The sequence below is a fragment of the Cedecea sp. genome (assembly GCF_036500665.1).
Lineage (GTDB): Bacteria > Pseudomonadota > Gammaproteobacteria > Enterobacterales > Enterobacteriaceae > Cedecea.
In genome coordinates this window covers 22,089-45,632 of the sequence record NZ_DASYBS010000072.1, presented here as the reverse complement: position 1 = coordinate 45,632, position 23,544 = coordinate 22,089, and the positions used below count along the sequence as shown (strand labels likewise).

Genomic DNA, 23,544 nt, shown 5'->3' with positions numbered 1-23,544 from the left:
GTATCTGGCTCAGGCAGAGCCTTCAGGATAGACTTACTCATGGCGTATCACCTCTCTGTTGTTGAAATCTGTCACGAAATCAATCAGCAGGATACGCCACCCTCTTCAAATCCCCGTACACCAGAAATGAGCATAACTCCCTTTATAGCTGGAACAGCGACGTTTCAGTACGTCAGAAAATTGCTCTTGATGAGGCCGTGCACTGGCGTAAAGAGAGGGCGGAGGCAAAAAAATTAAAAGCGAATGAGCCTGCACCTGTCGTAATAGATCTACCGATCGTCTCCGAACAGCCAGCATCGGCCACCCTCACCTTTCAGCAACAACTATTGCTTGCCGCTGTTCAGGGGCTCTGTGCTAACCCGGCGCACGCCACCAGCTTTAAAGATATTCCCCACATGGCAAGCGCCATTGCTGACGCCGTCACTACGGAGAATACCCCATGTACAGAATAACGGCGACGATTCAAAAGCCAGGCGGTGGCCCGGTTGAGTGGATGCGCATGTCCAAAGATAAGCTCACCCAGGAGCAGTGCGCGCGCATGCTGTCACGAAGTAAGGAAGCGGGAAGAACGGCAGAGGAAACGGTAACGCTCTCGAAGTTTAAGTGCGTAGGCGTGTGAAGCCACCAGCAAGAGCAAAACGGTAACCCGTGGGCGCCGTACTGGCGCCTGATTTTTAAAACTCAAAAAATTCCGGCCGGGAAAAATACAATGAGCCGGTCATGAGAGCAAAACATGACGAGAAAACTAACCCTTGCTGAGTGGAACGCAAAATTACCGCGGCCACGATGTGCAGAAACAGTCAGGCGTTGGATCAGGGCGGGAATGATCTTCCCGGCGCCGGAGTTAGACGGGCGAGAATACCTGTTTGAGCCTGATGCAAAACGGATGATGAAACATGCCAGCGCTATGCCGGCTATGCGATTGCTGAAGAGAATTAACGATGGCTCAGGCAAGAAAACACGCAAACAAGGGACTACCACCTAATCTGTACAATCGCGGTGGCTATTTTAGCTATCGCGATCCTGTATCCGGGCGTGAATTTGGTTTGGGTAGAAACAGAGCCAGTGCAGTTAATCAGGCGATCGAGGCAAATATAAGGCTCATGCAGGATGACGGGGGGATTCGATTAATAGATCGGCTCGATGGTTCTGCAGACCTTAATTTCCATTCGTGGTTGGACAGTTTCGAAGAGATTTTAAATCGCCGAAAACTTAGTGCAAAAACTCTACGTGATTACGGGGATCGGGTATCAAAAATAAAAAAATCCTTCCCCCCCATCACCCTTAAAAGAGTGACCACCCAGCATATAGCGGGTTTCTTAAACGAATACACACTTGCAGGGAAAGAAGCGTCAGCACGACTGTACCGCTCATTCTTTGTGGATATTTTTAACGAAGCGATTATGGAAGGACATATCACGGTGAATCCCGCTCAGGTTACACGGAAGGTTACAGAGGAAGTAAAACGCAAAAGGATGGATCTGGAAAGATATCAGGCTATACGAACTGTAATTCCTGACTTTGCCAAATGGGGAGATCTGGTCATGGACCTGGCGCTGGTAACTGGTCAGCGTCGAAGTGATGTGGTTAAAATGTCCTGGGATGATATCGGGGATGAAAAATTTAAAGTTATCCAGAGCAAAACCGGCGCTAAGCTGCTGCTTCCACTGAGCCTGAGACTTGATTCCGCCGGCCTTAGTCTTTCCGATATTATCAACAGATGCAAAATGCGTTACGGGAATCAGGGGTATCTGATTAAAAACCGTTACGGAAAAATGCTAAACAATGATCAGGTCACGAAAATTTTTTCTAATGCCAGGGATTCATTAAATTTTGAATGGGGTGGTACACCGGCACCCTTTCATGAGATCCGCTCACTGTCAGCAAGGCTGTACAAGGATGAGCAAGGAGAGGAATTTTCACAGCGTTTGCTGGGCCATAAATCAGCGACAATGACCGCCACATACCACGATGAAAGGGAAGTAAACTGGGTAGTTGTTTGAAAGTTATATCGGATGAATATCGAATGATATCGGAAAGTGACTTTTAAGTGGCTGATTTTAAATGTATAAATCTGAAACCCACCTTTCAGGCATAAAGCCGGGTAAACCAATGAGAAATAAGACGTGAGCATATTGCATCACGCGAGGAGCAAAACCATGCACTACCAGCCGCAAGATAACTTACTGCAAAACCGCATTATTTTAGTGACCGGTGCCAGCGACGGTATCGGCCGTGAAGCCGCACTCACCTACGCCCGCTTTGGAGCCTCGGTGATTTTGCTGGGCCGCAACGAGCAAAAGCTGCGCTCGGTCGCCAACGAAATTCAGTCACACGGACTGCTGCCCGCCCACTGGTTTACGCTTGACCTGGCGACGGCTACGTCGGAAGCCTGTCACACTCTGGCAAGCAAACTTGCCGCGCTTGTCCCCCGTCTCGACGGCGTGCTGCATAATGCAGGTATCCTCGGTGATATCGTCCCAATGGATAAGCAGGACCCACACACCTGGCAGGCCGTGATGCAGGTGAACGTCAACGCCACCTTTTTCCTGACCCAGGCTTTGCTTCCTCTATTACTGAAATCTGAATCCGGCTCGCTGGTTTTCACCACCTCCAGCGTCGGCCGCCAGGGGCGCGCGGGATGGGGCGCTTACGCCGCCTCAAAATTTGCCACTGAAGGCATGATGCAGGTGCTGGCGGAGGAGTATAAGCAGCACAATCTGCGCGTGAACTGCATTAACCCTGGCGGGACACGTACGGCGATGCGTGCCAGCGCCTTCCCAACTGAAGACCCGGCTAAACTGAAAACCCCACGAGACCTGATGCCGCTTTACCTGTGGCTGATGGGCGACGACAGCCGACGTAAAACCGGCATGAGTTTTGACGCCCAGCCTAACCGTAAGCCGGGAATTTCAGAATGAGTGAAGATCGTTACCAGCAGAGGCAGCAGCGCCAGAAAGAAAAGGTAGATGCACGCATTGCCGACGCCCAGGAAGAACGAGGGATCCTGATCGTCTTTACCGGCAACGGCAAAGGCAAGACAACCGCCGCATTTGGCACCGCCGCCCGCGCAGTGGGCCACGGCAAAAAAGTTGGCGTGATTCAGTTTATCAAAGGCCAATGGCCGAACGGCGAGCGCAACCTGCTGGAGCCGCATGGCGTTGAGTTTCAGGTGATGGCAACCGGCTTTACCTGGGAGACGCAGAACCGAGAAACCGATACGGCCGCCTGCCTTGAAGTATGGGAACACGGCAAACGAATGCTGGCGGATGCCGCGCTGGATATAGTGATCCTCGACGAGCTGACCTACATGGTAGCCTACGATTACCTGCCGTTAGAGGCGGTACTAAACGCGTTGGCCAACCGCCCGGCTCATCAGACGGTTATTGTTACCGGACGCGGTTGCCACCGTGAGATTCTGGATATCGCCGACACCGTGAGCGAACTTCGCCCGGTTAAGCATGCTTTTGATGCCGGCGTGAAAGCGCAAATTGGCATTGATTATTAACAAAAAGCCCCTCATTTGAGGGGCCTAAGTTAGTTGCCGTTACCGTTGCCGCTGTTACGGCTACTGGCTCGACGGTTGCCGCCGGTTACCTGAGTGTGACGCTTAACGGCGCGGCGAATCTGGTTCGCCTTCATGCGGCGGCGATCTTTTTCTACCGCCACCTTGCTGCTGGTTTCCTCCGGCAGCTCGACAAGCGTACGCAGATAGTTTGTCTGGGCCAGATCAAGCTCAGTGTATCCACCACGCGGCAGGCCTTTAGGCAGTTTGATGTCGCCGTAGCGGACGCGAATAAGGCGGCTAACCTGCACGCCAACCGCTTCCCACAGGCGACGAACCTCGCGGTTACGACCCTCGGTCAGGGTAACGTTATACCACTGGTTAATGCCTTCGCCACCGGTAAACTTGATGGTTTTGAACGCCGCAGGGCCATCTTCGAGCTGGACGCCACGAGACAGCTGTTTGACCTTATCTTCATCGACCTGGCCAAATACGCGAACAGAATATTCACGTTCCACTTCACGGCTCGGGTGCATCAGGCGGTTAGCCAACTCCCCGTCGGTAGTGAACAACAGTAAACCACAGGTATTCACGTCAAGACGCCCAACGGCAATCCAGCGGGCACCCCGCAGTTTTGGCAGACGGTCAAACACGGTTGGGCGCCCTTCCGGATCGCTGCGGGTACACAGTTCACCTTCCGGTTTGTAGTAGGCCAGCACGCGGCAGATTTGTTCAGCAGATTCGCGAATCGAGATCAAATGACCGTCGATGCGAATTTTAAGCGACTGGGTAATTTCAACACGGTCACCAAGCGTGGCAATTTTGCCATCAACGCTTACGCGGCCAGCAGAGATAATGGTTTCGATCTCACGACGAGAACCATGGCCAGCACGAGCCAGCACTTTCTGTAACTTTTCGCTCATTGAGCTTCCTCGGGTGTCGCCTTCACAGGCGTCTCAGATACTTTGAAATCAAAAGGCATGGGCCTGATGAAGTATAAATACGGATTCGGATCGCTGCCCGGCCGTTGTCAAATAACGCAGGCAGCTTCGTGGCCGCACATAGTACACGAATTTTAACGTAAATGGAGGTAAAACCCGTCTCACGGATTTTACTGTTATTGCAGACTCAGGCTATCAAGCAGCGAAGCCCGGTACGCGAATGAATCGTCGCTATTTATTGCCACATCTCTTTGCCTTTTCACGGCTTCACTGCCCGCAAGGAAGACGGGAAATCCGCAGCTCAGCCAACTCTGATACCGTGCCTGTTGATCCGCGTCTAACGCTTTCTCTGCCCAAATCATAATATGGTCGGCGCTGATGCCGCTAAGATCCGGTAACGGAATTTCACGATCCAGCACTTCAACGCAGAACCCATCGCTGGCAAAACGAATGCCCTCCAGCCACAGCTCTACGGGATCTTTCAAAGAAAGTGCCAGAATAAACAGGCTGCCGCCGGGGCGCTTACGACCGCTTGCCAGGACGAACGTAGCGTATTCTATCAGCGCCGTATCCAGCAAGGCGCGGCTCATGGCCATTTCCTGCTGCACATCGGCGTTGAGCCACAGTCTGAGCGGACGAATAATTTCATCGATAAAAATGGCCGGAGGCACTTCACGACCATAGCGCCAGATAAGCCCCCGCAGCTTCGTGGGCTGCATCGCCTCGCACTGCGCCAACAGAGCTTCCTGAACCTCCAGCCAGCCGGAGAGACGACGGGTTTCTTCACCGTTCAGCAACGCCAGCATATCCGGCAACGCGGCGCCCTTTTCAAGCCAGCCGACAATAGTCGCGACCCGTGAACAGTGGGTAAAATTGAAGAAACGGTGCCCGTTCTCATCCACCTGCGGTTTGATTAAACCGTAACGCTGCCAGCTACGAATATTGGCTGGCGTAACGCCGCATTGAGAAGCCAGAACATCAATGTTAAATCGGGCCATAGCCATGTCCTTACAGGAAAGGTTTAACGTCCCCTACGCCCTCGCGCATTACCACCGGCGCGTCTTCCGTCAGATCGATAACCGTGGTGGGTTGCTGCCCCAGATAGCCGCCGTGGATAACGAGATCCACAACTTTTTCCAGGCGATCTTTGATCTCTTCCGGATCGGACTCGGTAAACTCACTGCCCGGCAGCATCAGTGACGTCGACAGCATAGGCTCATTCAGCGTTTCAAGCAGCGCCAGCGCGATCGGGTTGGACGGCACGCGCAGGCCGATGGTTTTGCGTTTTTCCTGCAGCAGACGGCGCGGCACCTCTTTTGTACCCTTAAGGATAAAAGTGTAGTTGCCCGGCGTGTTGTTTTTAATCAGGCGGAACGCGACGTTGTCGACAAACGCATAGGTCGAAAGCTCGGACAAATCGCGACACATCAGGGTGAAATTGTGGCCATCGGGAAGTTGACGGATGCGGCAGATACGCTCCATGGCGGCTTTATCTTCCAGCTTACAGCCGAGCGCGTAGCCGGAATCCGTAGGGTAAACAATCACTCCACCTTTACGAATGATATCTACCGCCTGGTTAATTAAGCGCGGCTGCGGGTTATCCGGGTGGATATAAAAAAACTGACTCATATTGCCCTCTCTTTCGCGATGTGGCTTTGCTCCCAATGCTGCCAAACGGGCTCAACGCCCGCCGGAAGCCACAGCTTGCGTCCCAGCTCAATCCAGGCGCAGGGCAGATGGAAATCTGACCCCTGCGACGCCAGCAGATTAAACTGCTTCGCGTAGCTCGCAAGCTGGGTTCGTTCGTTGGGAGCCTGCTGGCACTGTGCAACTTCCATGGCATCGCCACCCTGTTCTGCAAACTGCGCCAGCAGTCGTTTTAGCCATTTTGCGGTCAGGCCATAGCGCCCTGGATGCGCCAGCACCGCCTGCCCGCCAGAATGATGAATGACATCAATAGCTTGTTCTATTGTACACCACTGTGGCGGAACATATCCGGTTTTCCCCTTCGCGAGATACTTCTTAAACACGTCGCCCATATTGTTGGCCATACCCTGCTCAACCAGGAAACGGGCAAAATGACCGCGAGTTATTGCCCCCCCGTTAGCGTGCCGCATTGCGCCTTCCAGGGCGCCAGGAATACGAGCCTTGTCCAGGCGCTCGGCAATCATCACCGCACGATGGTTTCGGCGTTCGCTTTGTTGTTCGAGAAAAAGTTTCAGTGCCGGATGTTGTTCGTCAATGCCAAGGCCGACAATATGGATCTCATGGTTTTCCCATACGGTCGATATTTCGACGCCACTGATTAACTGTAGCGGCAACTGCAGACGTTCGATCTCTGCACGTGCGGCAGGCAAACCCGCCACGGTATCGTGGTCGGTAATCGCCAGAACCGTCACGCGCATATCAACCGCGCGACTGACTAATGCTTCAGGAGACAACAGGCCATCCGAGGCGGTGGTGTGGCTATGCAAATCGTGGATAGTGGCCAGGGTGGGCTCGCTCAAAATGGCTCCAGGGGTGGATAAACAGAAATTTAGCGCCCCATGATAGCGATATTCCACTATTTTAAAAAATCAGTATTGACAACACACGTCCGAACCAGTTTACTAGTACGCAAGTTCACATGACGAGGTATCTGAAATGAAAGCGATAAATTCCCTGCGCGGTTGGTGGCGTACTTCCTGAATTCGGGCGGTGCGATCGCGTACGCTGTTTAACAACACAGATACCAGGCCCGCCAACGATGCGGGCTTTTTTTTGAACAAAATTTGAGAACCAACATGCAGACACAAAAACCAGCACTTGAACTCCTGAGCAGCAACGCTGACTACCGTGAAAACCCTACGGCACTCTTCCACCAGCTGTGCGGCGCCCGTCCGGCAACCCTGCTGCTGGAGTCGGCGGATATCGACAGCAAAGACGATTTAAAAAGCCTGCTGTTAGTCGATAGCGCAATGCGTATTACCGCCCTGGGCGATACCGTCACGTTACAGGCTCTCTCAGCTAACGGCGCCTCTTTACTGCCGCTTCTGGATGCGGCTTTACCGGCGGGCGTCGAAAATGAACATTTCCCCGATGGCCGAACCTTACGCTTCCCGCCAGTCAGTGCATTATTAGATGAAGATGCGCGCCTGTGCTCGCTGTCGGTCTTTGACGCTTTCCGCATCATGCAGGAACTGGTGAGCGTCCCCGCTGACGAACGTAATGCCATGTTCTTCGGTGGCCTGTTCGCTTATGACCTGGTGGCTGGCTTTGAAGACCTGCCGCAGCTGAAACAAGACAACCGCTGCCCGGATTACTGTTTCTACCTGGCCGAAACATTATTAACCATCGATCACCAGAAAAAGCAGACCTGCATTCAGGCCAGCCTATTTACGCCTTCCGTGAGCGAAAAACAGCGCCTGTTAAAGCGCACCGAACAACTGCGTCAGCAGATTAGCGAGCAGCCCGCGACGCTGCCGGTACAGAAGGTTGAGCACATGAGCTGTGACGTTAACCAGAGCGATGAAGAATTTGGCGCGGTTGTCCGCCAGATGCAAAAAGCTATCCGCATCGGCGAAATCTTCCAGGTGGTGCCGTCCCGCCGCTTTTCACTGCCTTGCCCCTCGCCGCTGGCCGCCTATCAGACGCTGAAAAAGAGCAACCCAAGCCCGTACATGTTCTTTATGCAGGATAACGATTTCACGCTGTTCGGGGCTTCTCCGGAAAGCTCGCTGAAATACGACGCCACCAACCGCCAGATCGAGATCTACCCGATTGCCGGAACCCGCCCTCGCGGCCGCCGCGCCGACGGTTCGCTGGACCGCGATCTGGACAGCCGCATCGAGCTGGAAATGCGCACCGATCATAAAGAGCTCTCAGAGCACTTAATGCTGGTTGACCTGGCGCGTAACGACCTGGCCCGCATCTGTACGCCGGGTAGCCGCTACGTGGCTGATTTAACTAAAGTAGACCGTTATTCCTTTGTGATGCACCTGGTCTCCCGCGTCGTTGGCGAGCTGCATCATGACCTTGACGTGCTGCACGCCTATCGCGCCTGCATGAATATGGGCACCCTGAGCGGCGCACCTAAAGTACGTGCGATGCAGCTGATTGCCGGTGCCGAAGGCGTTCGCCGCGGCAGCTACGGCGGCGCAGTGGGTTATTTCACCGCCCACGGGGACCTCGATACCTGCATCGTTATCCGCTCTGCCTATGTTGAAGACGGAATCGCCACCGTTCAGGCAGGTGCCGGTGTTGTCCTGGATTCAGACCCGCAGTCAGAAGCCGACGAAACCCGCAACAAAGCCCGCGCCGTTTTGCGCGCAATTGCTACCGCGCATCACGCGAAGGAGACTTTCTAATGGCTGACATTCTGCTGCTCGATAATATCGACTCATTCACCTATAACCTGGCAGACCAGCTCCGCGCGAGCGGCCACAACGTGGTGATTTACCGTAACCATGTTCCGGCGCAGACCTTAATTGAACGTCTGGCCACCATGGATAACCCGGTACTGATGCTTTCACCAGGCCCCGGGGCACCAAGCGAAGCGGGCTGTATGCCTGAATTGCTGACCCGCATGCGCGGCAAGCTGCCGATTATCGGTATCTGCCTGGGCCACCAGGCCATCGTTGAAGCTTACGGCGGCTACGTTGGCCAGGCCGGAGAAATCCTGCACGGTAAAGCGTCTTCTATTTCCCACGACGGCGAAGCGATGTTTACCGGGCTGCCTAACCCGCTGCCGGTGGCACGCTATCACTCGCTGGTCGGCAGCAATATTCCTGCCGGGCTGACCATCAACGCGCATTTCGACGGTATGGTGATGGCGGTTCGTCATGAGGCTGACCGGGTTGTTGGCTTCCAGTTCCACCCGGAATCCATCCTGACCAGCCACGGGGCTCGCCTGCTTGAGCAGACGCTCGACTGGGCGCTGCTGAAGCTGAAGCAGGCCAATACGCTGCAGCCGACCCTCGACAAACTTTACCAGGCGCAAACTCTGAGCCGTGAAGAGAGCCACCAGCTGTTTTCCGCCATTGTTCGCGGTGAGTTGAAGCCAGAACAGCTGGCGGCCGCGCTGGTCAGCATGAAGGTGCGCGGCGAACATCCGAACGAAATCGCCGGGGCCGCTTCCGCCCTGCTCGAACACGCCGCGCCGTTCCCAAGCCCGAGCTACGAGTTTGCCGACATCGTCGGTACCGGCGGCGACGGCAGCAACAGCATTAATATCTCCACCGCCAGCGCCTTTGTCGCCGCAGCGGTAGGGCTTAAGGTCGCCAAACACGGTAACCGCAGCGTGTCCAGCAAGTCCGGTTCATCCGACCTGCTGGCAGCATTTGGCATCAACCTTGAAATGAATGCCGACGCTTCCCGCAAAGCGCTGGACGAGCTGGGCGTCTGCTTCCTGTTTGCGCCTAAGTATCACACGGGTTTCCGCCACGCGATGCCGGTTCGCCAGCAGCTGAAAACGCGCACCCTGTTCAACGTGCTGGGGCCGCTGATTAACCCGGCACACCCGCCGCTGGCGCTGATCGGCGTCTACAGTCCTGAACTGGTGCTACCGATTGCTGAAACCCTGCGCGTCCTCGGCTACAAGCGTGCGGCAGTGGTTCACAGCGGCGGCATGGATGAAGTATCGCTTCACGCGCCGACGCTGGTTGCCGAACTGAACCATGGCGAAATCAAAAGCTATCAACTGACCGCCGCCGATTTCGACCTGCCTGCCTACCACCAGGAAGCATTGGCGGGCGGTACACCGGAAGAAAACCGTGACATTCTTACCCGCCTGCTACAAGGTAAAGGCGAAACAGCACATGAGTCTGCGGTCGCCGCGAATGTGGCAATGCTGATGCGACTGCACGGCCATGAAGATTTAAAAGCTAACGCACAGAAAGTGCTGGATGTATTACGTAGCGGTGCTGCATACGACCGCGTGACCGCGCTCGCGGGGAGAGGATAAGGCCATGCAGGAGACCGTATTAAACCGCATCGTGGCTGACAAAGCATTGTGGGTTGAAGCCCGCAAACAGCAGCAGCCACTGGCGAGCTTCCAGAATGACATCGTACCGACCACGCGCAACTTCTATCACGCGCTGCAGGGCGCGCGTACCGTGTTCATTCTTGAATGCAAAAAAGCGTCCCCGTCTAAAGGGGTTATCCGCGACGATTTCGATCCGGCTCGAATTGCCGGAGTATATAAGCATTATGCTTCTGCGGTGTCGGTGCTGACCGACGAGAAATACTTCCAGGGCAGCTTCGATTTTCTGCCCATTGTGAGCGGGATTGTCAGCCAGCCGGTACTGTGCAAAGACTTTATTATCGACGCCTATCAGATTCATCTGGCGCGTTTTTACCAGGCAGATGCCTGCCTGCTGATGCTCTCTGTGCTGGACGATGAACAGTATCGCCAGCTGGCCGCAGTGGCCCACAGCTTGAACATGGGCGTGCTGACCGAAGTCAGTAACGAAGAAGAGCTGGAGCGTGCCATCGAGCTCGGCGCCAAAGTGGTCGGCATCAACAACCGCGACCTGCGCGACCTGTCTATCGATCTGGATCGCACTCGTCAGCTGGCGCCGCGCCTGACCCACGGCGTGACGGTTATCAGCGAATCTGGCATCAATAATTACGCTCAGGTTCGCGAACTTAGCCACTACGCGAACGGCTTCCTGATTGGCTCTGCGTTGATGAGTGAGGATGACCTGAACGCAGCGGTACGCCGCGTGCTGCTCGGGGAGAACAAAGTCTGCGGCCTGACGCGTGGCGAAGATGCCCGCGCCGCTCAGGAAGCCGGGGCTATTTACGGTGGACTGATCTTCGTGCCCGCTTCACCTCGCTTTGTCACCGATGATAAAGCCGCCGCGGTGATTTCCGCCGCCCCGCTTCGCTACGTGGGCGTATTCAGAAACACGCCGGTAGCCGAAGTCGTGGCGAAAGCAGAGAAATTCACACTTAGCGCGATTCAGCTCCACGGCGCTGAAAATCAGGAATACATAACTGAGCTGCGGGCGCTGTTGCCGGAGAAAACGCAAATCTGGAAGGCGTTGAGCGTGGCTGACTCGCTGCCGGAGCGTAATCTACAACACGTGGATAAGTACGTCTTCGATAACGGCCAGGGCGGCACCGGGCAAAGCTTCGACTGGCGACTGTTAGCCGGACAAAAGCTGGAAAACGTGATTCTGGCAGGCGGCCTCGGAGCGGATAACTGCGTGGAAGCGGCAAAAGCCGGCTGCGCAGGACTGGATTTCAACTCTGGCGTGGAAAGCGCGCCGGGAATAAAAGATGCTAACAAGCTGGCTGCGGTCTTCCGGACCCTGCGGGCTTACTAAGGAAGAGATACTATGACTTTACTGAACCCTTATTTTGGTGAATTTGGCGGCATGTATGTGCCGCAGATCCTGATGCCTGCGCTGCGCCAGCTTGAAGAAGCCTTCGTGGCGGCGCAAAGCGATGCTGAGTTCCAGGCAGAGTTTACCGACCTGCTGAAAAACTACGCCGGGCGCCCAACAGCCCTGACGAAATGCCGTAACCTGACGGCGGGCACCAACACTACGCTTTACCTTAAGCGTGAAGATCTGCTTCACGGCGGCGCGCACAAAACCAACCAGGTACTGGGCCAGGCCCTGCTCGCCAAACGCATGGGCAAAACCGAAATCATCGCTGAAACCGGCGCGGGTCAGCACGGCGTAGCCTCTGCCCTCGCCAGCGCCCTGCTCGGCCTGAAATGCCGCATTTATATGGGGGCCAAAGACGTTGAGCGCCAGTCGCCAAACGTCTTCCGCATGCGCCTGATGGGTGCCGAAGTGATCCCGGTACACAGCGGTTCAGCCACCCTGAAAGATGCCTGTAACGAGGCGCTGCGCGACTGGTCTGCAAGCTATGACACCGCGCACTATATGCTCGGTACCGCCGCGGGCCCGCACCCGTTCCCAACCATTGTCCGTGAGTTCCAGCGCATGATCGGCGAAGAAACCAAAGCGCAGATTCTGGAAAAAGAAGGTCGCCTGCCTGACGCGGTGATCGCCTGTGTGGGCGGCGGCTCCAACGCCATCGGCATGTTTGCTGACTTTATCGACGAAACCAGCGTTGGCCTGATTGGCGTAGAGCCCGCCGGGCATGGGATCGAAACCGGCGAACATGGCGCGCCGCTGAAGCACGGCCGCGTGGGCATTTACTTCGGCATGAAGTCGCCGATGATGCAAACCGACGAAGGCCAGATTGAAGAGTCTTACTCTATTTCTGCCGGGCTGGACTTCCCGTCCGTTGGGCCGCAGCACGCTCATCTGAACAGTACCGGTCGCGCCGATTACGTGTCCATCACCGATGACGAAGCGCTGGACGCCTTTAAAACGCTGTGCCGCAGCGAAGGGATTATTCCTGCGCTGGAGTCCTCCCACGCCCTCGCCCATGCGTTGAAAATGATCCGCGAGAACCCTGAAAAAGAGCAGCTGTTGGTAGTGAACCTCTCTGGCCGCGGCGACAAAGACATCTTCACCGTCCACGATATTTTGAAAGCACGAGGGGAAATGTAATGGAACGTTATCATCATCTTTTTGAGCAGCTGCAGGCACGCAAGGAAGGCGCATTCGTTCCCTTTGTGACGCTGGGCGATCCGAATCCTGAACTCTCGCTGAAAATTATCGACGCGCTGATTGAAGGCGGTGCGGATGCGCTGGAATTAGGGATCCCGTTCTCCGATCCGTTGGCAGATGGCCCAACCATTCAGGGTGCAGCGCTGCGTGCTTTCGCCTCTGACGTAACGCCAACCCAGTGCTTTGAAATGCTCACGGCTGTCCGCAAAAAATACCCGGAAATTCCAATCGGCCTGCTGATGTATGCCAATCTGGTGTTTAACCGCGGCATCGACGAGTTCTACGCGTTGTGCGCTAAAGTAGGTGTGGATTCAGTGCTGGTTGCCGACGTGCCGGTTGAAGAGTCCGCAGCGTTCCGTAATGCAGCGCTGCGTCACGGTGTAGCGCCTATCTTCATCTGCCCGCCAAACGCCGACGACGCGCTGCTGCGTGAAATTTCGTCCCATGGCAGAGGTTATACTTATCTGCTGTCCCGCGCAGGCGTTACCGGCACGGAAACGCGCGCTCAGCTGCCGCTGAACCACCTGATTGAGAAGCTGAGCGAGTACCATGCCGCTCCGTCTCTGCAAGGCTTTGGTATCTCTGAACCTTCTCAGGTACGCGATGCCATAGCCGCCGGGGCGGCGGGCGCAATCTCTGGGTCTGCGGTGGTGAAAATCATCGAGAAGAACCTGGTACAGCCGGACGTGATGCTCAGCGAGCTGAAGCGTTTTGTACAAAATATGAAAGCCGCAACGCGCGGTTAAGCATTAAAAGGCCGGGGAGACCCGGCCTTATCGTTTTCTCTCCATTAAAAATTCTCTGATATTTCCTCACGCAGCACTCCTTTTGAGACCTTAGCTATTTACCGCATTTGAAAATCACAAAAATGTGAATTTTTGATGAGGATTTCTGGAGTAATTTATCTTTATTCTCTTCCTGCTTCGGCGATGCAACTTGCGCACAGATGCAGGCAAACCTGAAGTCACCACAACAACTCAGAACCTAAGATGGTAGATCAGATGAAAAAAACGATAACATTTCTCGCAGGACTGCTTTCTCTCACTACCGGCATATTGCCAGATGCTCAGGCTGCTCAAACGCCTAATCAAATTACCTGGGAATCGCGCTGGCAGCACTTACCCGCTACGCCCGCTCCTGTGGCTGGGATTAAATCGGCCTACGCGGATGTCAACGGCATCAAACTCTATTACGGCATACTTGGCCACGGCTCTCCGGTTATCCTGGTCCACGGCGGTCTCGCTAACTCGGACTATTGGGGTAAACAAATCCCCGTGTTAGCGAAAAACCACCAGGTCATTATTGTAGATAGCCGGGGGCACGGGCGCAGCACCCGCAACAGCCAGGAATACGGTTACGATTTAATGACCGATAACATCCTCGCCCTTATGGATCATTTAAAGCTGAAAAAGGCGGATATCGTTGGGTGGAGCGACGGCGGCATCATCGGTATTGATATGGCGATACGCCATCCGGATCGCGTCAACAAAGTCTTTTCCTTCGCGCCTAACACCAAAACCATCGGCGTAAGGCCAGGCGTTGAGAACGATCCGGTCTTCGGGGCTTATATCAAACGGGCGGGAGATGAATATAAAAAGTTGTCTAAAACGCCGAAAGAATATGATGCGTTTGTGGAGCAAATAAGCCACATGTGGGCCTCACAGCCAAACTGGAGTGATGCTGATCTACAGAAAATTAAAACGCCGATTCTGATTGTGGATGGCGATCATGACGAAGCTATCGTGCGCGATCACCTTGAGTACATTGCAAAAACGATTCCGGGCGCAGGTCTGTTGATTCTGCCAAACAGCAGCCACTTTGCCTTTATTCAGGCACCAAAGGAATTTAACGACGCGATCGTTAACTTCCTGGATAACTGATTTTATACATCCAAACTGGCCGCCAGGCGGCCAGTTTTGTTTCAGGCTATCAGAAGCGGTAGCCTGCGGAGAACATAAACACCCACGGGTCGATGCGCGTCTTGATATTTTGCTGCTCACCCGCGGCTTTAAATTTCACCTCGGTGTCGATGTCCATATACCAGACGGACATGTTCAGCAGCCAGTCGTCGTTCACCATGTAATCCAGCCCGACCTGACCCGCCGCGCCCCAGGAATCTTTTACTTTCAGGTCGCTCAGGCCTGCACTTTTACCGGTGTCGTTGAAACTGGCATCAAAGAAGGTCGTGTAATTAACACCAACCCCAACGTAAGGACGCACTTTGCTACCCGCATCGCCAAAATACCACTGCGCCATCAGCGTCGGCGGCAGCTGATGTACGGTCGCCAGATCGCCGGTTGGACCAAGGCCAACCTTGTGACGGAACGGCGTAGCCGCCAGTAACTCGATCCCGATGTTGTCGGTGACCATGTAGTCGAAGGTCAGCCCCATCTGCGTGTTGTTGTCGACCTTAAAGCTACCCATTTTGAGCACATCGTCCGATCCAGCGGTTGGACGAACCGTTGCAGTACCCGCGCGCATAAAGAATTCACCCGCCTGATGCGCCGATGCCGCACCGGACAGACACCCCATCGCCAGTAATGCCAGTGTGAGTTTTTTCATAGCCCTTCCCTTGTTATGGTTTTTAACAGCGGGCTGAATATACTTAGAAAGAAGTACAAAGTGATCTAACACCGATCACACTTTGCCCTCTAATTTAACATTCAATGATCTGGATTAATTTTTAGTGATGCCATGAAAAACAACAAAGTGAAATCAGATCAATTTTATTGAATTATCAGCTTTCGTAAATTTTTGTCATATTTGTACGACCTGCAAGCTAATCGACACAATTCAACCGCTTAGTGAAAGTCTTTGTGGTGCCACGGCGCCTACATCCAGGGTACAATTGCCCGCAGATTGATAACCGTTAGCAACACCAAGGAGAGTGCATGTCTATCACGGCGGGTTCGGTATACCGTGACACGGGAAATTTTCTTCGTAATCAGTTTGTTACCATCTTACTGATTGCGTTACTTTGCGCCTTAATTTCGGTGATAATCGGCCGCGCGTTCTCGCCCAACGAAGAACAAATGGCGATTTTGAGTGAGGGAGATAACCTGGCGGGTAGCGTTGGGTTGTTTGATTTAGTGCAAAATATGTCGCTGGAGCAGCAGCAAGTGTTACTGAAAGCGTCTGCTGCCTCAACGTTTTCAGGCTTGATTGGCAACGCCATTCTGGCGGCCAGCATGATGGTGCTGATGCAAATCGTCTCTGCAGGTCAGCGCGTTAGCGCCCTGCGCGCGATTGGCGCCTCCGCGCCGGTGCTGCCAAAAATGTTCATTCTGATCTTCCTGACCACGCTGCTGGTGCAAATCGGCATCATGCTTGTGGTTGTGCCGGGCGTACTGCTGGCCATCCTGCTGTCGCTTGCGCCGGTAATGCTGGTGCAGGATAAAATCGGGATTTTCCGCTCTATGCGCAGCAGCCTGCGGCTGGTGTGGGCGAACATGCGCCTTGTCGCCCCTGCGGTCGTCGCGTGGCTGGCGGCAAAAACGGCGTTACTGCTGCTGGCCTCAAGCTTTGCCACGCTGTCGCCGGAAGCCGGAGCCGTGATTGCGAATACCATAAGCAACCTGATTTCTGCCGTGCTGCTTATCTACTTATTCCGCCTGTACATGTTGATACGTCAATAACCTTCCCCGACTCCTGACCGCGCGTTATAGTCAGGAGTCACCTCTTTACGGAACAGATTATGAAGCAGTTTCTCGACTTCCTGCCCCTGATTGTCTTCTTTGCCTTCTACAAGATGTACGACATTTTTGTCGGCACCTGGGCGCTGATCATCGCCACCGCCCTCGCGCTGGTTTACAGCTGGATTAAATACCGCAAGCTGGAGAAAACCACGCTGGTGACCTTCGTGATGGTTGCCGTCTTTGGCGGGCTGACCATTTACTTCCACAACGCCGAATTCATTAAGTGGAAAGTCACGCTGATCTACGGCCTGTTCGCAGCGGCGCTGCTGTTTATGCAGTTCGGCATGAACAAGCTGCTGATTCAAAGCATGTTGGGTAAAGAAATCACGTTGCCGACCGACGTGTGGTTTCGCCTTAATATCGCCTGGGCGCTGTTCTTCATTGCCTGTGGTTTGCTGAATATTTACGTGGCGTTCTGGCTCCCGGAAAGCATCTGGATTAACTTTAAAGTCTTCGGGCTGACCGCTATCACGCTGGTCTTTACCCTGCTGAGCGGCGTCTATATCTACCGTCATATGCCAAAGGAAGAGCAGTAATGCCGAACGAATTACCGCAAGGTGAATTAGTGCTGCGCACCCTGGCAATGCCAGCGGACACCAACGCCAACGGCGATATTTTTGGCGGCTGGCTGATGTCGCAGATGGATATGGGCGGCGCCATTCAGGCCAAAGAGATCGCTCATGGCCGCGTCGTGACCGTGCGCGTGGACGGCATGACCTTCCTGAAGCCGGTGGCCGTAGGCGACGTGGTGTGCTGCTACGCCCGCTGCGTTAAGCGCGGGACAACGTCCATCACCATCAATGTGGAGGTCTGGGTGAAAAAGGTCTCTTCCGAGCCTATCGGCCAGCGCTACAAAGCCACCGAGGCGATATTTATCTACGTCGCCGTGGATAAAGAAGGCAAGCCTCGCGCGATACCTCAGACAGATTAATGCTTAAGAGAAACCCGGCAATGCCGGGTTTTTTATTCACCAGACCTTTAAAACTGCAGAGAACTAGCCGGATTTAGTTATAAATAGTTATTACAATCCAGGCAATATAGGTAAATCGCGACAGCAAGAGAAGTACATCCGCAAAAGAAAAACCAATCTTAGTCAGGAATACTTTGATGAAAAAAAAGGGTTTTATCATCAATAACGCCCCGATATAAATACTTCCCGTATATACCGAAAAGCAAAATTGACAGGCTCCCGGATGCATTCGCCACCAGTAGTATGATACCTGCACCTTCCCGAAACTGAGCAAAAGCTTCAGCCATATAGGCCAGCACAAGAAAGATCAATGCCAGCCCTGATAAAATATTACGCCTGAAAAAAATGAAATTAAAAAAAAAGAATCACGTCCAACCTTTGGACCACCGAGCACCTTATAAACAAAAATGAAAAAACACCCTGCGAACATAATTAGGGAAAATAACATCATCACGGACAGCACGTTACATACAATATCATTTTAAATCATAGTGATAGACTCCCTTAGTCGTATCGCCATTCATTTCATTTTTTTTACTCTGATGTGAAGTTGTGGATGTTTTCAATCCGATACCAGGACCGACGCCAGAATATATTGTAATTTTAGCATCCTAATTCAGCGCATCACCCCGATCAACCATCCCAGATATCCGATCCGACTTAGCCATAAAAATGGGCTGGCAAATCCAGACCCTTTGATATTAGTTAATTCCCTCATCGGTGCCAGACCATCATGCTTGATAACGACATGCTTCGCACCATAGCGGCAATGCAGTATCAGAAAGAAAATCCCGGCGATCCCTAAACCAAAATAACTTTCGGAACTCCCCCAAAAATGAGGTTTCAATTTTAAATAAAAGATACCCCACAGGCTTAGTAAAAAGATCAAGAAAGAACAGACAGCAATATTCATCTCGTTTTTTCTTCCAAGCCCAAAAAAAAGCGCATCAAAAAAATGTATTGTTGTTACGGGAGACTGAAGATTTCTTTCCGTTATCTTACCAAACCGATAGAATATGACTGTTCCAACAGCAAAAGCAATCAGAGCAATACCTAACAGCAACAGCATCATTTAGTTAGTCCTTTTTGATAGGCCACGACATTATTTCGGCACTACCGGAACCATTAAGCTCGGGCTGATTATTGCAGTTTTCAATTTTGTCGGAAACTTGCGCCAATTCCACCGTCAAATCTGAAAGAACCATCAATACCGTCTTTACCTATAGACCCTCAACAGAAATAATACCAGCCGATATGGAACCTGCATAATCATATACAGGGCTGAAATCTTTAATCGGAAAGACCCAAAAGTCAAACCTACAGACGCATCTGCTCGCCAGCAGATGACCTTTGTCACCCCTGCATTGATCGCGAATTTATTATCGGAAAAAACACCTTCAGGATACCCTCCTGCACCAACACCTGCCACCATTCGTCTTTTCATATCACCTTTAATTTTTACTACATCCCCGAGTGTCGGGTTGAGATGTGATGTTTCTATTGCTTTGATTATTTTGCCGCTGCAACGCCTTTATCTCCCAGACTGAAAGCCAACGATGCATCTTGTTGTGTTGCACTCGGACCAACGCTCCCCAGTGTGCAGCAGCAGGGCATCTACCTGATCGTTACCTTCCTTATAGACGCGCGCCATGTTGACGGTGTACTGACCATCGAGTTTCACATCGCCGCCCGCTCCTGCCAGCACGCAAATAATGATGCCGCAGCCCACAATTACACCGCTTGTTGTGTCCTGCTTTGGTTGGCCACCATGCTGCTCATCACACGCCGAACAACAAGACTACGAATAACAAAAAGGCCGCACATTCCCACGTGCGGCCTTGTTCGACTAACAGACGGTTAAAGCTTAATCCATACTTGCGCCGCCGCTAATGCGGAATTTGATGTTAACGGTAATGCCCTGACCAGGCTTACCGCTTTCGTAGCGCCACTTCTTCATAGCCTGCTTCACTTCACGCTCGAACATGTTGGCAGGCTGGGCGGAGAGGATCTCGACGTTATTCACGCGACCATCGGCATCGACATCAAACTTCACGCGAACGTTACCGTCCATGCGCAGCGCAAAGGCGCGCGTTGGGTACTGCGGCCTGTCGCGGCTGATAACGCGCGGCCCGGCATTTACAGACGGTGCAGGCGCTGCTGGTGCCGGTTTTGCTGCCGGTGTCGGCGATGGCTGCACCGGGGCGTTGTTTTCAAACGGCGAAGCCGTGCGAGGCTGCTCAACCGGCTTTACTTCACGCTTCGGCTGTTCGACTTTTTTGACCGGTTTAGGCTTCGGTTTTGGCTTAGGCTCCGGCTTGTGGATCACCACCGGGGCTTCTTTCGGCGGCTCAGGAATAGGTTCCGGCTCAGGCTCGGGTTCCGCAACCGGCTGTGGCGGCGGCTGAACAACTGCTGGCTGCGGAGGCTCAAGGTCGGCTGGGGCGACCATCGTGACGCTGATCGGCTGCGAGGGCGCCGGGGACTCAATAACCTGATGTACCGAGGTGTAGAGCAACCCGGCCACAACGGCACCATGAATCCCGACGGAGAGAAGAGTCGGCCACGGAAAGCGGCGAGGTAAATCGAGGGTCATTGACGTCATAATGGCTTCAGTATCTTTAAGAGACGACAATTTTAAATGCAAATAGCAATCATATTCAACAACGCATCGTTCAAAGGTGCACATTTTCCGGCTATCTGAGCTAATTTCCCGCAACTATCTCAAGGTTTTAACATCCTGTTTATCTTTCAATTGCAGTCTTCACGGCATTCACTTACCGTGGTTTACAACCCAACATCAAGAAGGAAGAGTACACGTGTTGTATGTCATTTATGCTGAAGATATTGCCGACTCGCTTGAAAAACGCCTGTCGGTCCGCCCTGCCCACCTGGCTCGCCTTCAGCTGTTACGCGATGAAGGCCGCCTGCTTACCGCAGGCCCAATGCCAGCGGTCGACAGCAACGATCCCGGCGCCGCGGGTTTTACCGGCTCAACGGTGATTGCCGAGTTCACGTCGCTGGAAGAAGCAAAAGCCTGGGCTGATGCCGACCCGTATGTCGCCGCTGGCGTTTACAGGCAGGTTGCTGTTAAGCCGTTCAAGAAAGTCTTCTGATTTGTGCTATAGCGAGTCTGGCCGGTACAGGCTCGCGATTGATTCAGGCATCCTTCACCAGCAGGTGCTTATGACGGAAGCTTTCCCGGTCCAGTGGCCGGGAAAACAGGTACCCTTGCGCCATCCTGACATTGTTATTAAACAGCATCTGCATTTGCGAAAAGGTTTCGACACCTTCGGCGATCACATCAACTTCACTGTCCTGCGCACGTCTGACAATACGCAGCGTTTCCTCACTGCACGTCGCCTTGAAACAGGAGCGGTCGAGCTTAATGAAGTTCGTATCCACCTGGGCCAGCCTGTCCTGCAGCTGCTCAACGCTGTGAATATCATCCCACGCCAGCAAGAAGCCAGCCTCGCGAAGGCGAACGGCATTTTCACGCCCGGCGTCATCTAACGGAAGATGGTTATCCGTTATCTCAAACACGATGCGCTGCACGGGCACAGAGCGCTGCACTGCGAGGGCAATCACCCGTCCGGCGAAACCGACGTCATTCAACTGCACGGGTGAAAGATTAAGGTGCATTAAATAGCTGCTGTTATGCGGCATGATGACGTCTTTCATGTAGCTAAAAGCCGTGCCGATAATATGCTCCCCCAAAGAAACGATGCCGCCATTGTCTTCCAGACGGTGAATAAACAGATCCGGGGCGACAAGGGCCCGGCGATGCACGCCCCGGATGAGCATTTCGGTTCCGACACACTTAAAACTTGATGTGTCGAAAATAGGCTGTAGCAACGACTCAAAAGCCATGCTGAAGTTATTCTTCATCACGCGATTAACGATGAACTCAGCGCTTTTCTCCATGTAACAACTCCTTAGTGCAGGCTTTTCTTAGCTGGTCGCGATAACCACTTTATTTTTACCGCTGGATTTTGCCTTATAAAGCAGCCTGTCAGCTTTCTCGATAAACGCCTCGTAGCCCTCTCCGCGCCACGGGCAAATACCGCCGCTGAAGGTGACGACCAGTCCTTGCTCACGCCAGATTTTGTTCTCCACCTGCCTGCGCCAGCTTTCCATAATTTCCATGGCTTTAACCTGATTATCGGAGAAGTAAATAAAGGCAATTTCTTCCCCGCCGTAACGATAAAGCTTAGAGTAATCGTCCAGCAGCCCCATGCCCATATCAGCGATAACTTTCAAAACCGTGTCGCCAACAAGATGACCGTATCCGTCGTTTATTTTTTTGAAGTTATCAATATCGATAATTCCGAGGCTAAAGGGAGCTTTACGGGTTAATAAATAATTAATATCATTATCAAAGCTTCGACGATTAAGCAGGCCGGTGAGACCATCCGTTAGTGAAGCACTTTTCGCACTTTTAATTTGCTGACTGCTTTCATTAATCTCATTTAAAATTTGCTTATCTACATCATTCTTTAACTCAAGCCGGCCAAAGCGCATCATCGAAACGATATCCACGATCATCGATTTGATCGAATGGCGCATAAAGATCCACAACAATGAATAAATTGTCAGGCAGAAGGCGAATGCCACCCAAATAACCCAGACATAGTAGAAGGTGTGCTCATCTATCACTTTATCCTTAACGGTAAAGACGACAAACCAGTCGGGGTTAGAGAAAGAATAATAGTAATAACGCTTGCTGGTGACGTTGTCGTGAAATGAACCAAGTCCGTTGGTCATTCGCTCAATGGCTGCCTGCGGAACAGTCGGGGTACCTATTGCATCGCTGTCTGCATCCAGGATGGCTCGCCCCTGGCGATCGACAATCGAGAAATGCCCTTCACTCGGGCTCTCAAGCTGGCGCAGCACGTAGCTCATCTCGATAAGATTCAGATCCATAGCAAATACGCCATAGCGCTCGCCTTTATCGTCATGCAGCAGTTTGGCTATCGTCACCACCGGCGATTGATCAACCGCGTTGGCATAAATTTCCGAGTAATTAACAAAAGAACTCTTCACGCTGAGGCGTTCGTACCAGGTACGACCCAAAAGCGTATAATTACTATCGACGTAGGATTTGGGGATACTGTTATAGCGGCCATCGCGCGTAGCAATAATATACCCTGAAACGACAGGCAGCATTGAGATTGACGTCGTGAGTTTTTTCTCCAGTTCTTCGTCTTCAGACTTGACCAGTGCCTCAACGTAATTGTTATTCAGCATAATAGAGTTTTGCCATAGCGCATTCTCTAAGGTTTTTAGCTGCTGCTCCAGGTAGAACGTTGCAATATTGTGTACAAAACCCTCGCTCTCTTCATTTAACGTGGTTTTCTGGTGATTATAACTTACAAAGGAGATTATTGAGCTAAAAACAATTAGCACGGCAACAATAATAACAAACAGAAAGTTAATTCTCCTGGAGTAAGAGAAATCCTTTTTAATTAAATCACTAATCACTTATTCAGACATCCTGGAGATATAAGAAAAATCGCGAGAATTATGCCGATAAATTTCACTCAGAGGATGATCATGATCATTTTAAAAACAAATTTCCGCCGTCTGGAACGATAATTTCCGGGCCAGGGGAAGCGTTGTTTCCTTATTTACTACGATAAAAAAGAAAATAATTGATGGGCACCGCAAGCGGTGCCCTGGTCTTATGCCCAGCGGTCGTGGATGGCAAACAGCAATGAATTACGCTGCTGGTTAACCAGGCACTTACGAATGGCATGGATGCGCATGTTGCGCCGGGACTGACTTTCCAGCCAACGCGCCCTGCGTTTTTGCGTCTGACGCTGCATCCGCCAACGCCCAACTTCCGTTCTGCTACGTCTCATTTCTA

At 52.7% G+C, this 23,544-nt stretch carries 29 protein-coding genes and 1 other annotated feature; of the genes, 17 read left to right on the top strand and 12 right to left on the bottom strand.

The features are described 5' to 3' along the window. Positions 1 to 197: 197 nt before the first annotated feature. The 6 genes from VGM55_RS12200 (at position 198) to cobO (ending at position 3,508) form a co-directional block, all read left to right on the top strand. Positions 198 to 452, top strand: a complete 255-nt coding sequence (locus tag VGM55_RS12200; protein WP_331635599.1) for a hypothetical protein — start codon at positions 198 to 200, stop codon at positions 450 to 452. Then, positions 440 to 619, top strand: coding sequence for a DUF1187 family protein (locus VGM55_RS12195; protein ID WP_331635598.1), 180 nt, complete (start codon positions 440 to 442; stop codon positions 617 to 619). Before VGM55_RS12200 ends, VGM55_RS12195 begins: the two co-directional genes overlap by 13 nt. 114 nt (positions 620 to 733) lie before the next feature. Further along, entirely contained in the window at positions 734 to 985 is a 252-nt protein-coding gene (locus tag VGM55_RS12190) for an excisionase (RefSeq protein WP_331635597.1), read from the top strand. After that, positions 942 to 2,003, top strand: a complete 1,062-nt coding sequence (locus tag VGM55_RS12185; RefSeq protein WP_331635596.1) for a tyrosine-type recombinase/integrase — start codon at positions 942 to 944, stop codon at positions 2,001 to 2,003. The genes VGM55_RS12190 and VGM55_RS12185 overlap by 44 nt, the downstream gene beginning before the upstream one ends. A gap of 156 nt (positions 2,004 to 2,159) precedes the next feature. Next, complete coding sequence (locus tag VGM55_RS12180; protein ID WP_331635595.1) at positions 2,160 to 2,921, top strand: YciK family oxidoreductase; 762 nt, start codon at positions 2,160 to 2,162, stop codon at positions 2,919 to 2,921. Continuing rightward, on the top strand, positions 2,918 to 3,508 hold the full coding sequence (cobO, locus tag VGM55_RS12175; protein ID WP_331635594.1) for a cob(I)yrinic acid a,c-diamide adenosyltransferase: 591 nt from the start codon (positions 2,918 to 2,920) through the stop codon (positions 3,506 to 3,508). Before VGM55_RS12180 ends, cobO begins: the two co-directional genes overlap by 4 nt. 29 nt (positions 3,509 to 3,537) lie before the next feature. On the opposite strand, the gene rluB is transcribed toward cobO, so the two are convergent. The 4 genes from rluB to rnm all read right to left on the bottom strand — a co-directional run bounded on the left by rluB (position 3,538) and on the right by rnm (position 6,953). Beyond that, positions 3,538 to 4,428 (bottom strand): 23S rRNA pseudouridine(2605) synthase RluB, encoded by an 891-nt coding sequence (rluB, locus tag VGM55_RS12170; protein WP_331635593.1) that lies wholly within the window; start codon positions 4,426 to 4,428, stop codon positions 3,538 to 3,540. A gap of 194 nt (positions 4,429 to 4,622) precedes the next feature. Further along, entirely contained in the window at positions 4,623 to 5,444 is an 822-nt protein-coding gene (locus VGM55_RS12165) for a MerR family transcriptional regulator (protein WP_154186872.1), read from the bottom strand. Positions 5,445 to 5,454: 10 nt separating this feature from the next. Then, on the bottom strand, positions 5,455 to 6,075 hold the full coding sequence (locus tag VGM55_RS12160) for an L-threonylcarbamoyladenylate synthase (protein WP_154186871.1): 621 nt from the start codon (positions 6,073 to 6,075) through the stop codon (positions 5,455 to 5,457). After that, positions 6,072 to 6,953, bottom strand: coding sequence for an RNase RNM (gene rnm, locus VGM55_RS12155; protein ID WP_154186870.1), 882 nt, complete (start codon positions 6,951 to 6,953; stop codon positions 6,072 to 6,074). Before rnm ends, VGM55_RS12160 begins: the two co-directional genes overlap by 4 nt. Positions 6,954 to 7,089: 136 nt before the next feature. Between rnm and trpL the strand changes: the two genes are divergently transcribed. The 7 genes from trpL (at position 7,090) to VGM55_RS12125 (ending at position 14,896) form a co-directional block, all read left to right on the top strand. Then, positions 7,090 to 7,134, top strand: a complete 45-nt coding sequence (gene trpL, locus VGM55_RS27500; RefSeq protein ID WP_414648255.1) for a trp operon leader peptide — start codon at positions 7,090 to 7,092, stop codon at positions 7,132 to 7,134. Beyond that, positions 7,111 to 7,208 (top strand) — a sequence feature (Trp leader region). It overlaps the preceding gene by 24 nt. A gap of 21 nt (positions 7,209 to 7,229) precedes the next feature. After that, positions 7,230 to 8,792 carry an anthranilate synthase component 1 gene (locus VGM55_RS12150; protein WP_154186869.1) on the top strand — a complete coding sequence of 521 codons (1,563 nt, stop codon included), beginning with the start codon at positions 7,230 to 7,232 and terminating at the stop codon, positions 8,790 to 8,792. Beyond that, entirely contained in the window at positions 8,792 to 10,387 is a 1,596-nt protein-coding gene (gene trpD / locus VGM55_RS12145) for a bifunctional anthranilate synthase glutamate amidotransferase component TrpG/anthranilate phosphoribosyltransferase TrpD (RefSeq protein WP_154186868.1), read from the top strand. The genes VGM55_RS12150 and trpD overlap by 1 nt, the downstream gene beginning before the upstream one ends. A 4-nt stretch (positions 10,388 to 10,391) precedes the next feature. Beyond that, complete coding sequence (gene trpCF / locus VGM55_RS12140; RefSeq protein WP_331635592.1) at positions 10,392 to 11,753, top strand: bifunctional indole-3-glycerol-phosphate synthase TrpC/phosphoribosylanthranilate isomerase TrpF; 1,362 nt, start codon at positions 10,392 to 10,394, stop codon at positions 11,751 to 11,753. Between the two features lie 12 nt (positions 11,754 to 11,765). Next, positions 11,766 to 12,956: a tryptophan synthase subunit beta gene (trpB, locus tag VGM55_RS12135; protein WP_331635591.1), complete on the top strand. Its 1,191-nt coding sequence runs from the start codon at positions 11,766 to 11,768 to the stop codon at positions 12,954 to 12,956. After that, the gene (gene trpA / locus VGM55_RS12130) at positions 12,956 to 13,762 is read left to right on the top strand and encodes a tryptophan synthase subunit alpha (RefSeq protein WP_331635590.1); all 807 of its coding nucleotides are present in this window, start codon (positions 12,956 to 12,958) and stop codon (positions 13,760 to 13,762) included. The genes trpB and trpA overlap by 1 nt, the downstream gene beginning before the upstream one ends. Positions 13,763 to 14,017: 255 nt before the next feature. Further along, positions 14,018 to 14,896 carry an alpha/beta hydrolase gene (locus VGM55_RS12125; protein WP_331635589.1) on the top strand — a complete coding sequence of 293 codons (879 nt, stop codon included), beginning with the start codon at positions 14,018 to 14,020 and terminating at the stop codon, positions 14,894 to 14,896. Between the two features lie 49 nt (positions 14,897 to 14,945). Here the strand turns inward: VGM55_RS12125 and ompW are convergent, their stop codons facing one another. Continuing rightward, entirely contained in the window at positions 14,946 to 15,578 is a 633-nt protein-coding gene (ompW, locus tag VGM55_RS12120; protein ID WP_331635588.1) for an outer membrane protein OmpW, read from the bottom strand. A gap of 329 nt (positions 15,579 to 15,907) precedes the next feature. Here ompW and VGM55_RS12115 point away from each other — a divergent pair, with 329 nt between their 5' ends. Genes VGM55_RS12115 through yciA form a run of 3 tightly spaced genes read left to right on the top strand, consistent with a single transcriptional unit; the run spans position 15,908 to position 17,642 of the window. Then, positions 15,908 to 16,651: a YciC family protein gene (locus VGM55_RS12115; protein WP_154186862.1), complete on the top strand. Its 744-nt coding sequence runs from the start codon at positions 15,908 to 15,910 to the stop codon at positions 16,649 to 16,651. 59 nt (positions 16,652 to 16,710) lie between these two features. Further along, entirely contained in the window at positions 16,711 to 17,247 is a 537-nt protein-coding gene (locus tag VGM55_RS12110) for a septation protein A (protein ID WP_154186861.1), read from the top strand. Beyond that, positions 17,247 to 17,642: an acyl-CoA thioester hydrolase YciA gene (gene yciA, locus VGM55_RS12105; protein ID WP_085540022.1), complete on the top strand. Its 396-nt coding sequence runs from the start codon at positions 17,247 to 17,249 to the stop codon at positions 17,640 to 17,642. Before VGM55_RS12110 ends, yciA begins: the two co-directional genes overlap by 1 nt. Positions 17,643 to 18,157: 515 nt before the next feature. Here yciA and VGM55_RS27495 read toward each other — a convergent pair. The 4 genes from VGM55_RS27495 to tonB form a co-directional block, all read right to left on the bottom strand. Continuing rightward, positions 18,158 to 18,247 (bottom strand): hypothetical protein, encoded by a 90-nt coding sequence (locus VGM55_RS27495; RefSeq protein WP_414648254.1) that lies wholly within the window; start codon positions 18,245 to 18,247, stop codon positions 18,158 to 18,160. 50 nt (positions 18,248 to 18,297) lie between these two features. Further along, on the bottom strand, positions 18,298 to 18,753 hold the full coding sequence (locus tag VGM55_RS12100; protein WP_331635587.1) for a hypothetical protein: 456 nt from the start codon (positions 18,751 to 18,753) through the stop codon (positions 18,298 to 18,300). Between the two features lie 144 nt (positions 18,754 to 18,897). Beyond that, positions 18,898 to 19,182 carry a polymorphic toxin type 25 domain-containing protein gene (locus tag VGM55_RS12095; protein WP_331635602.1) on the bottom strand — a complete coding sequence of 95 codons (285 nt, stop codon included), beginning with the start codon at positions 19,180 to 19,182 and terminating at the stop codon, positions 18,898 to 18,900. A 363-nt stretch (positions 19,183 to 19,545) separates the two neighbouring features. Further along, entirely contained in the window at positions 19,546 to 20,274 is a 729-nt protein-coding gene (tonB, locus tag VGM55_RS12090; RefSeq protein WP_331635601.1) for a TonB system transport protein TonB, read from the bottom strand. Between the two features lie 223 nt (positions 20,275 to 20,497). Between tonB and VGM55_RS12085 the strand changes: the two genes are divergently transcribed. Then, positions 20,498 to 20,794: a YciI family protein gene (locus VGM55_RS12085; RefSeq protein WP_331635586.1), complete on the top strand. Its 297-nt coding sequence runs from the start codon at positions 20,498 to 20,500 to the stop codon at positions 20,792 to 20,794. Between the two features lie 43 nt (positions 20,795 to 20,837). Here VGM55_RS12085 and VGM55_RS12080 read toward each other — a convergent pair whose 3' ends face one another. From VGM55_RS12080 to VGM55_RS12070, 3 genes are all read right to left on the bottom strand, one after another. Then, positions 20,838 to 21,602: an EAL domain-containing protein gene (locus VGM55_RS12080; protein WP_331635585.1), complete on the bottom strand. Its 765-nt coding sequence runs from the start codon at positions 21,600 to 21,602 to the stop codon at positions 20,838 to 20,840. A gap of 27 nt (positions 21,603 to 21,629) precedes the next feature. Then, complete coding sequence (locus VGM55_RS12075) at positions 21,630 to 23,159, bottom strand: diguanylate cyclase (RefSeq protein WP_331635584.1); 1,530 nt, start codon at positions 23,157 to 23,159, stop codon at positions 21,630 to 21,632. A gap of 200 nt (positions 23,160 to 23,359) precedes the next feature. After that, positions 23,360 to 23,539, bottom strand: coding sequence for a YciY family protein (locus tag VGM55_RS12070; protein ID WP_008454259.1), 180 nt, complete (start codon positions 23,537 to 23,539; stop codon positions 23,360 to 23,362). Between the last annotated feature and the right edge of the window lie 5 nt (positions 23,540 to 23,544).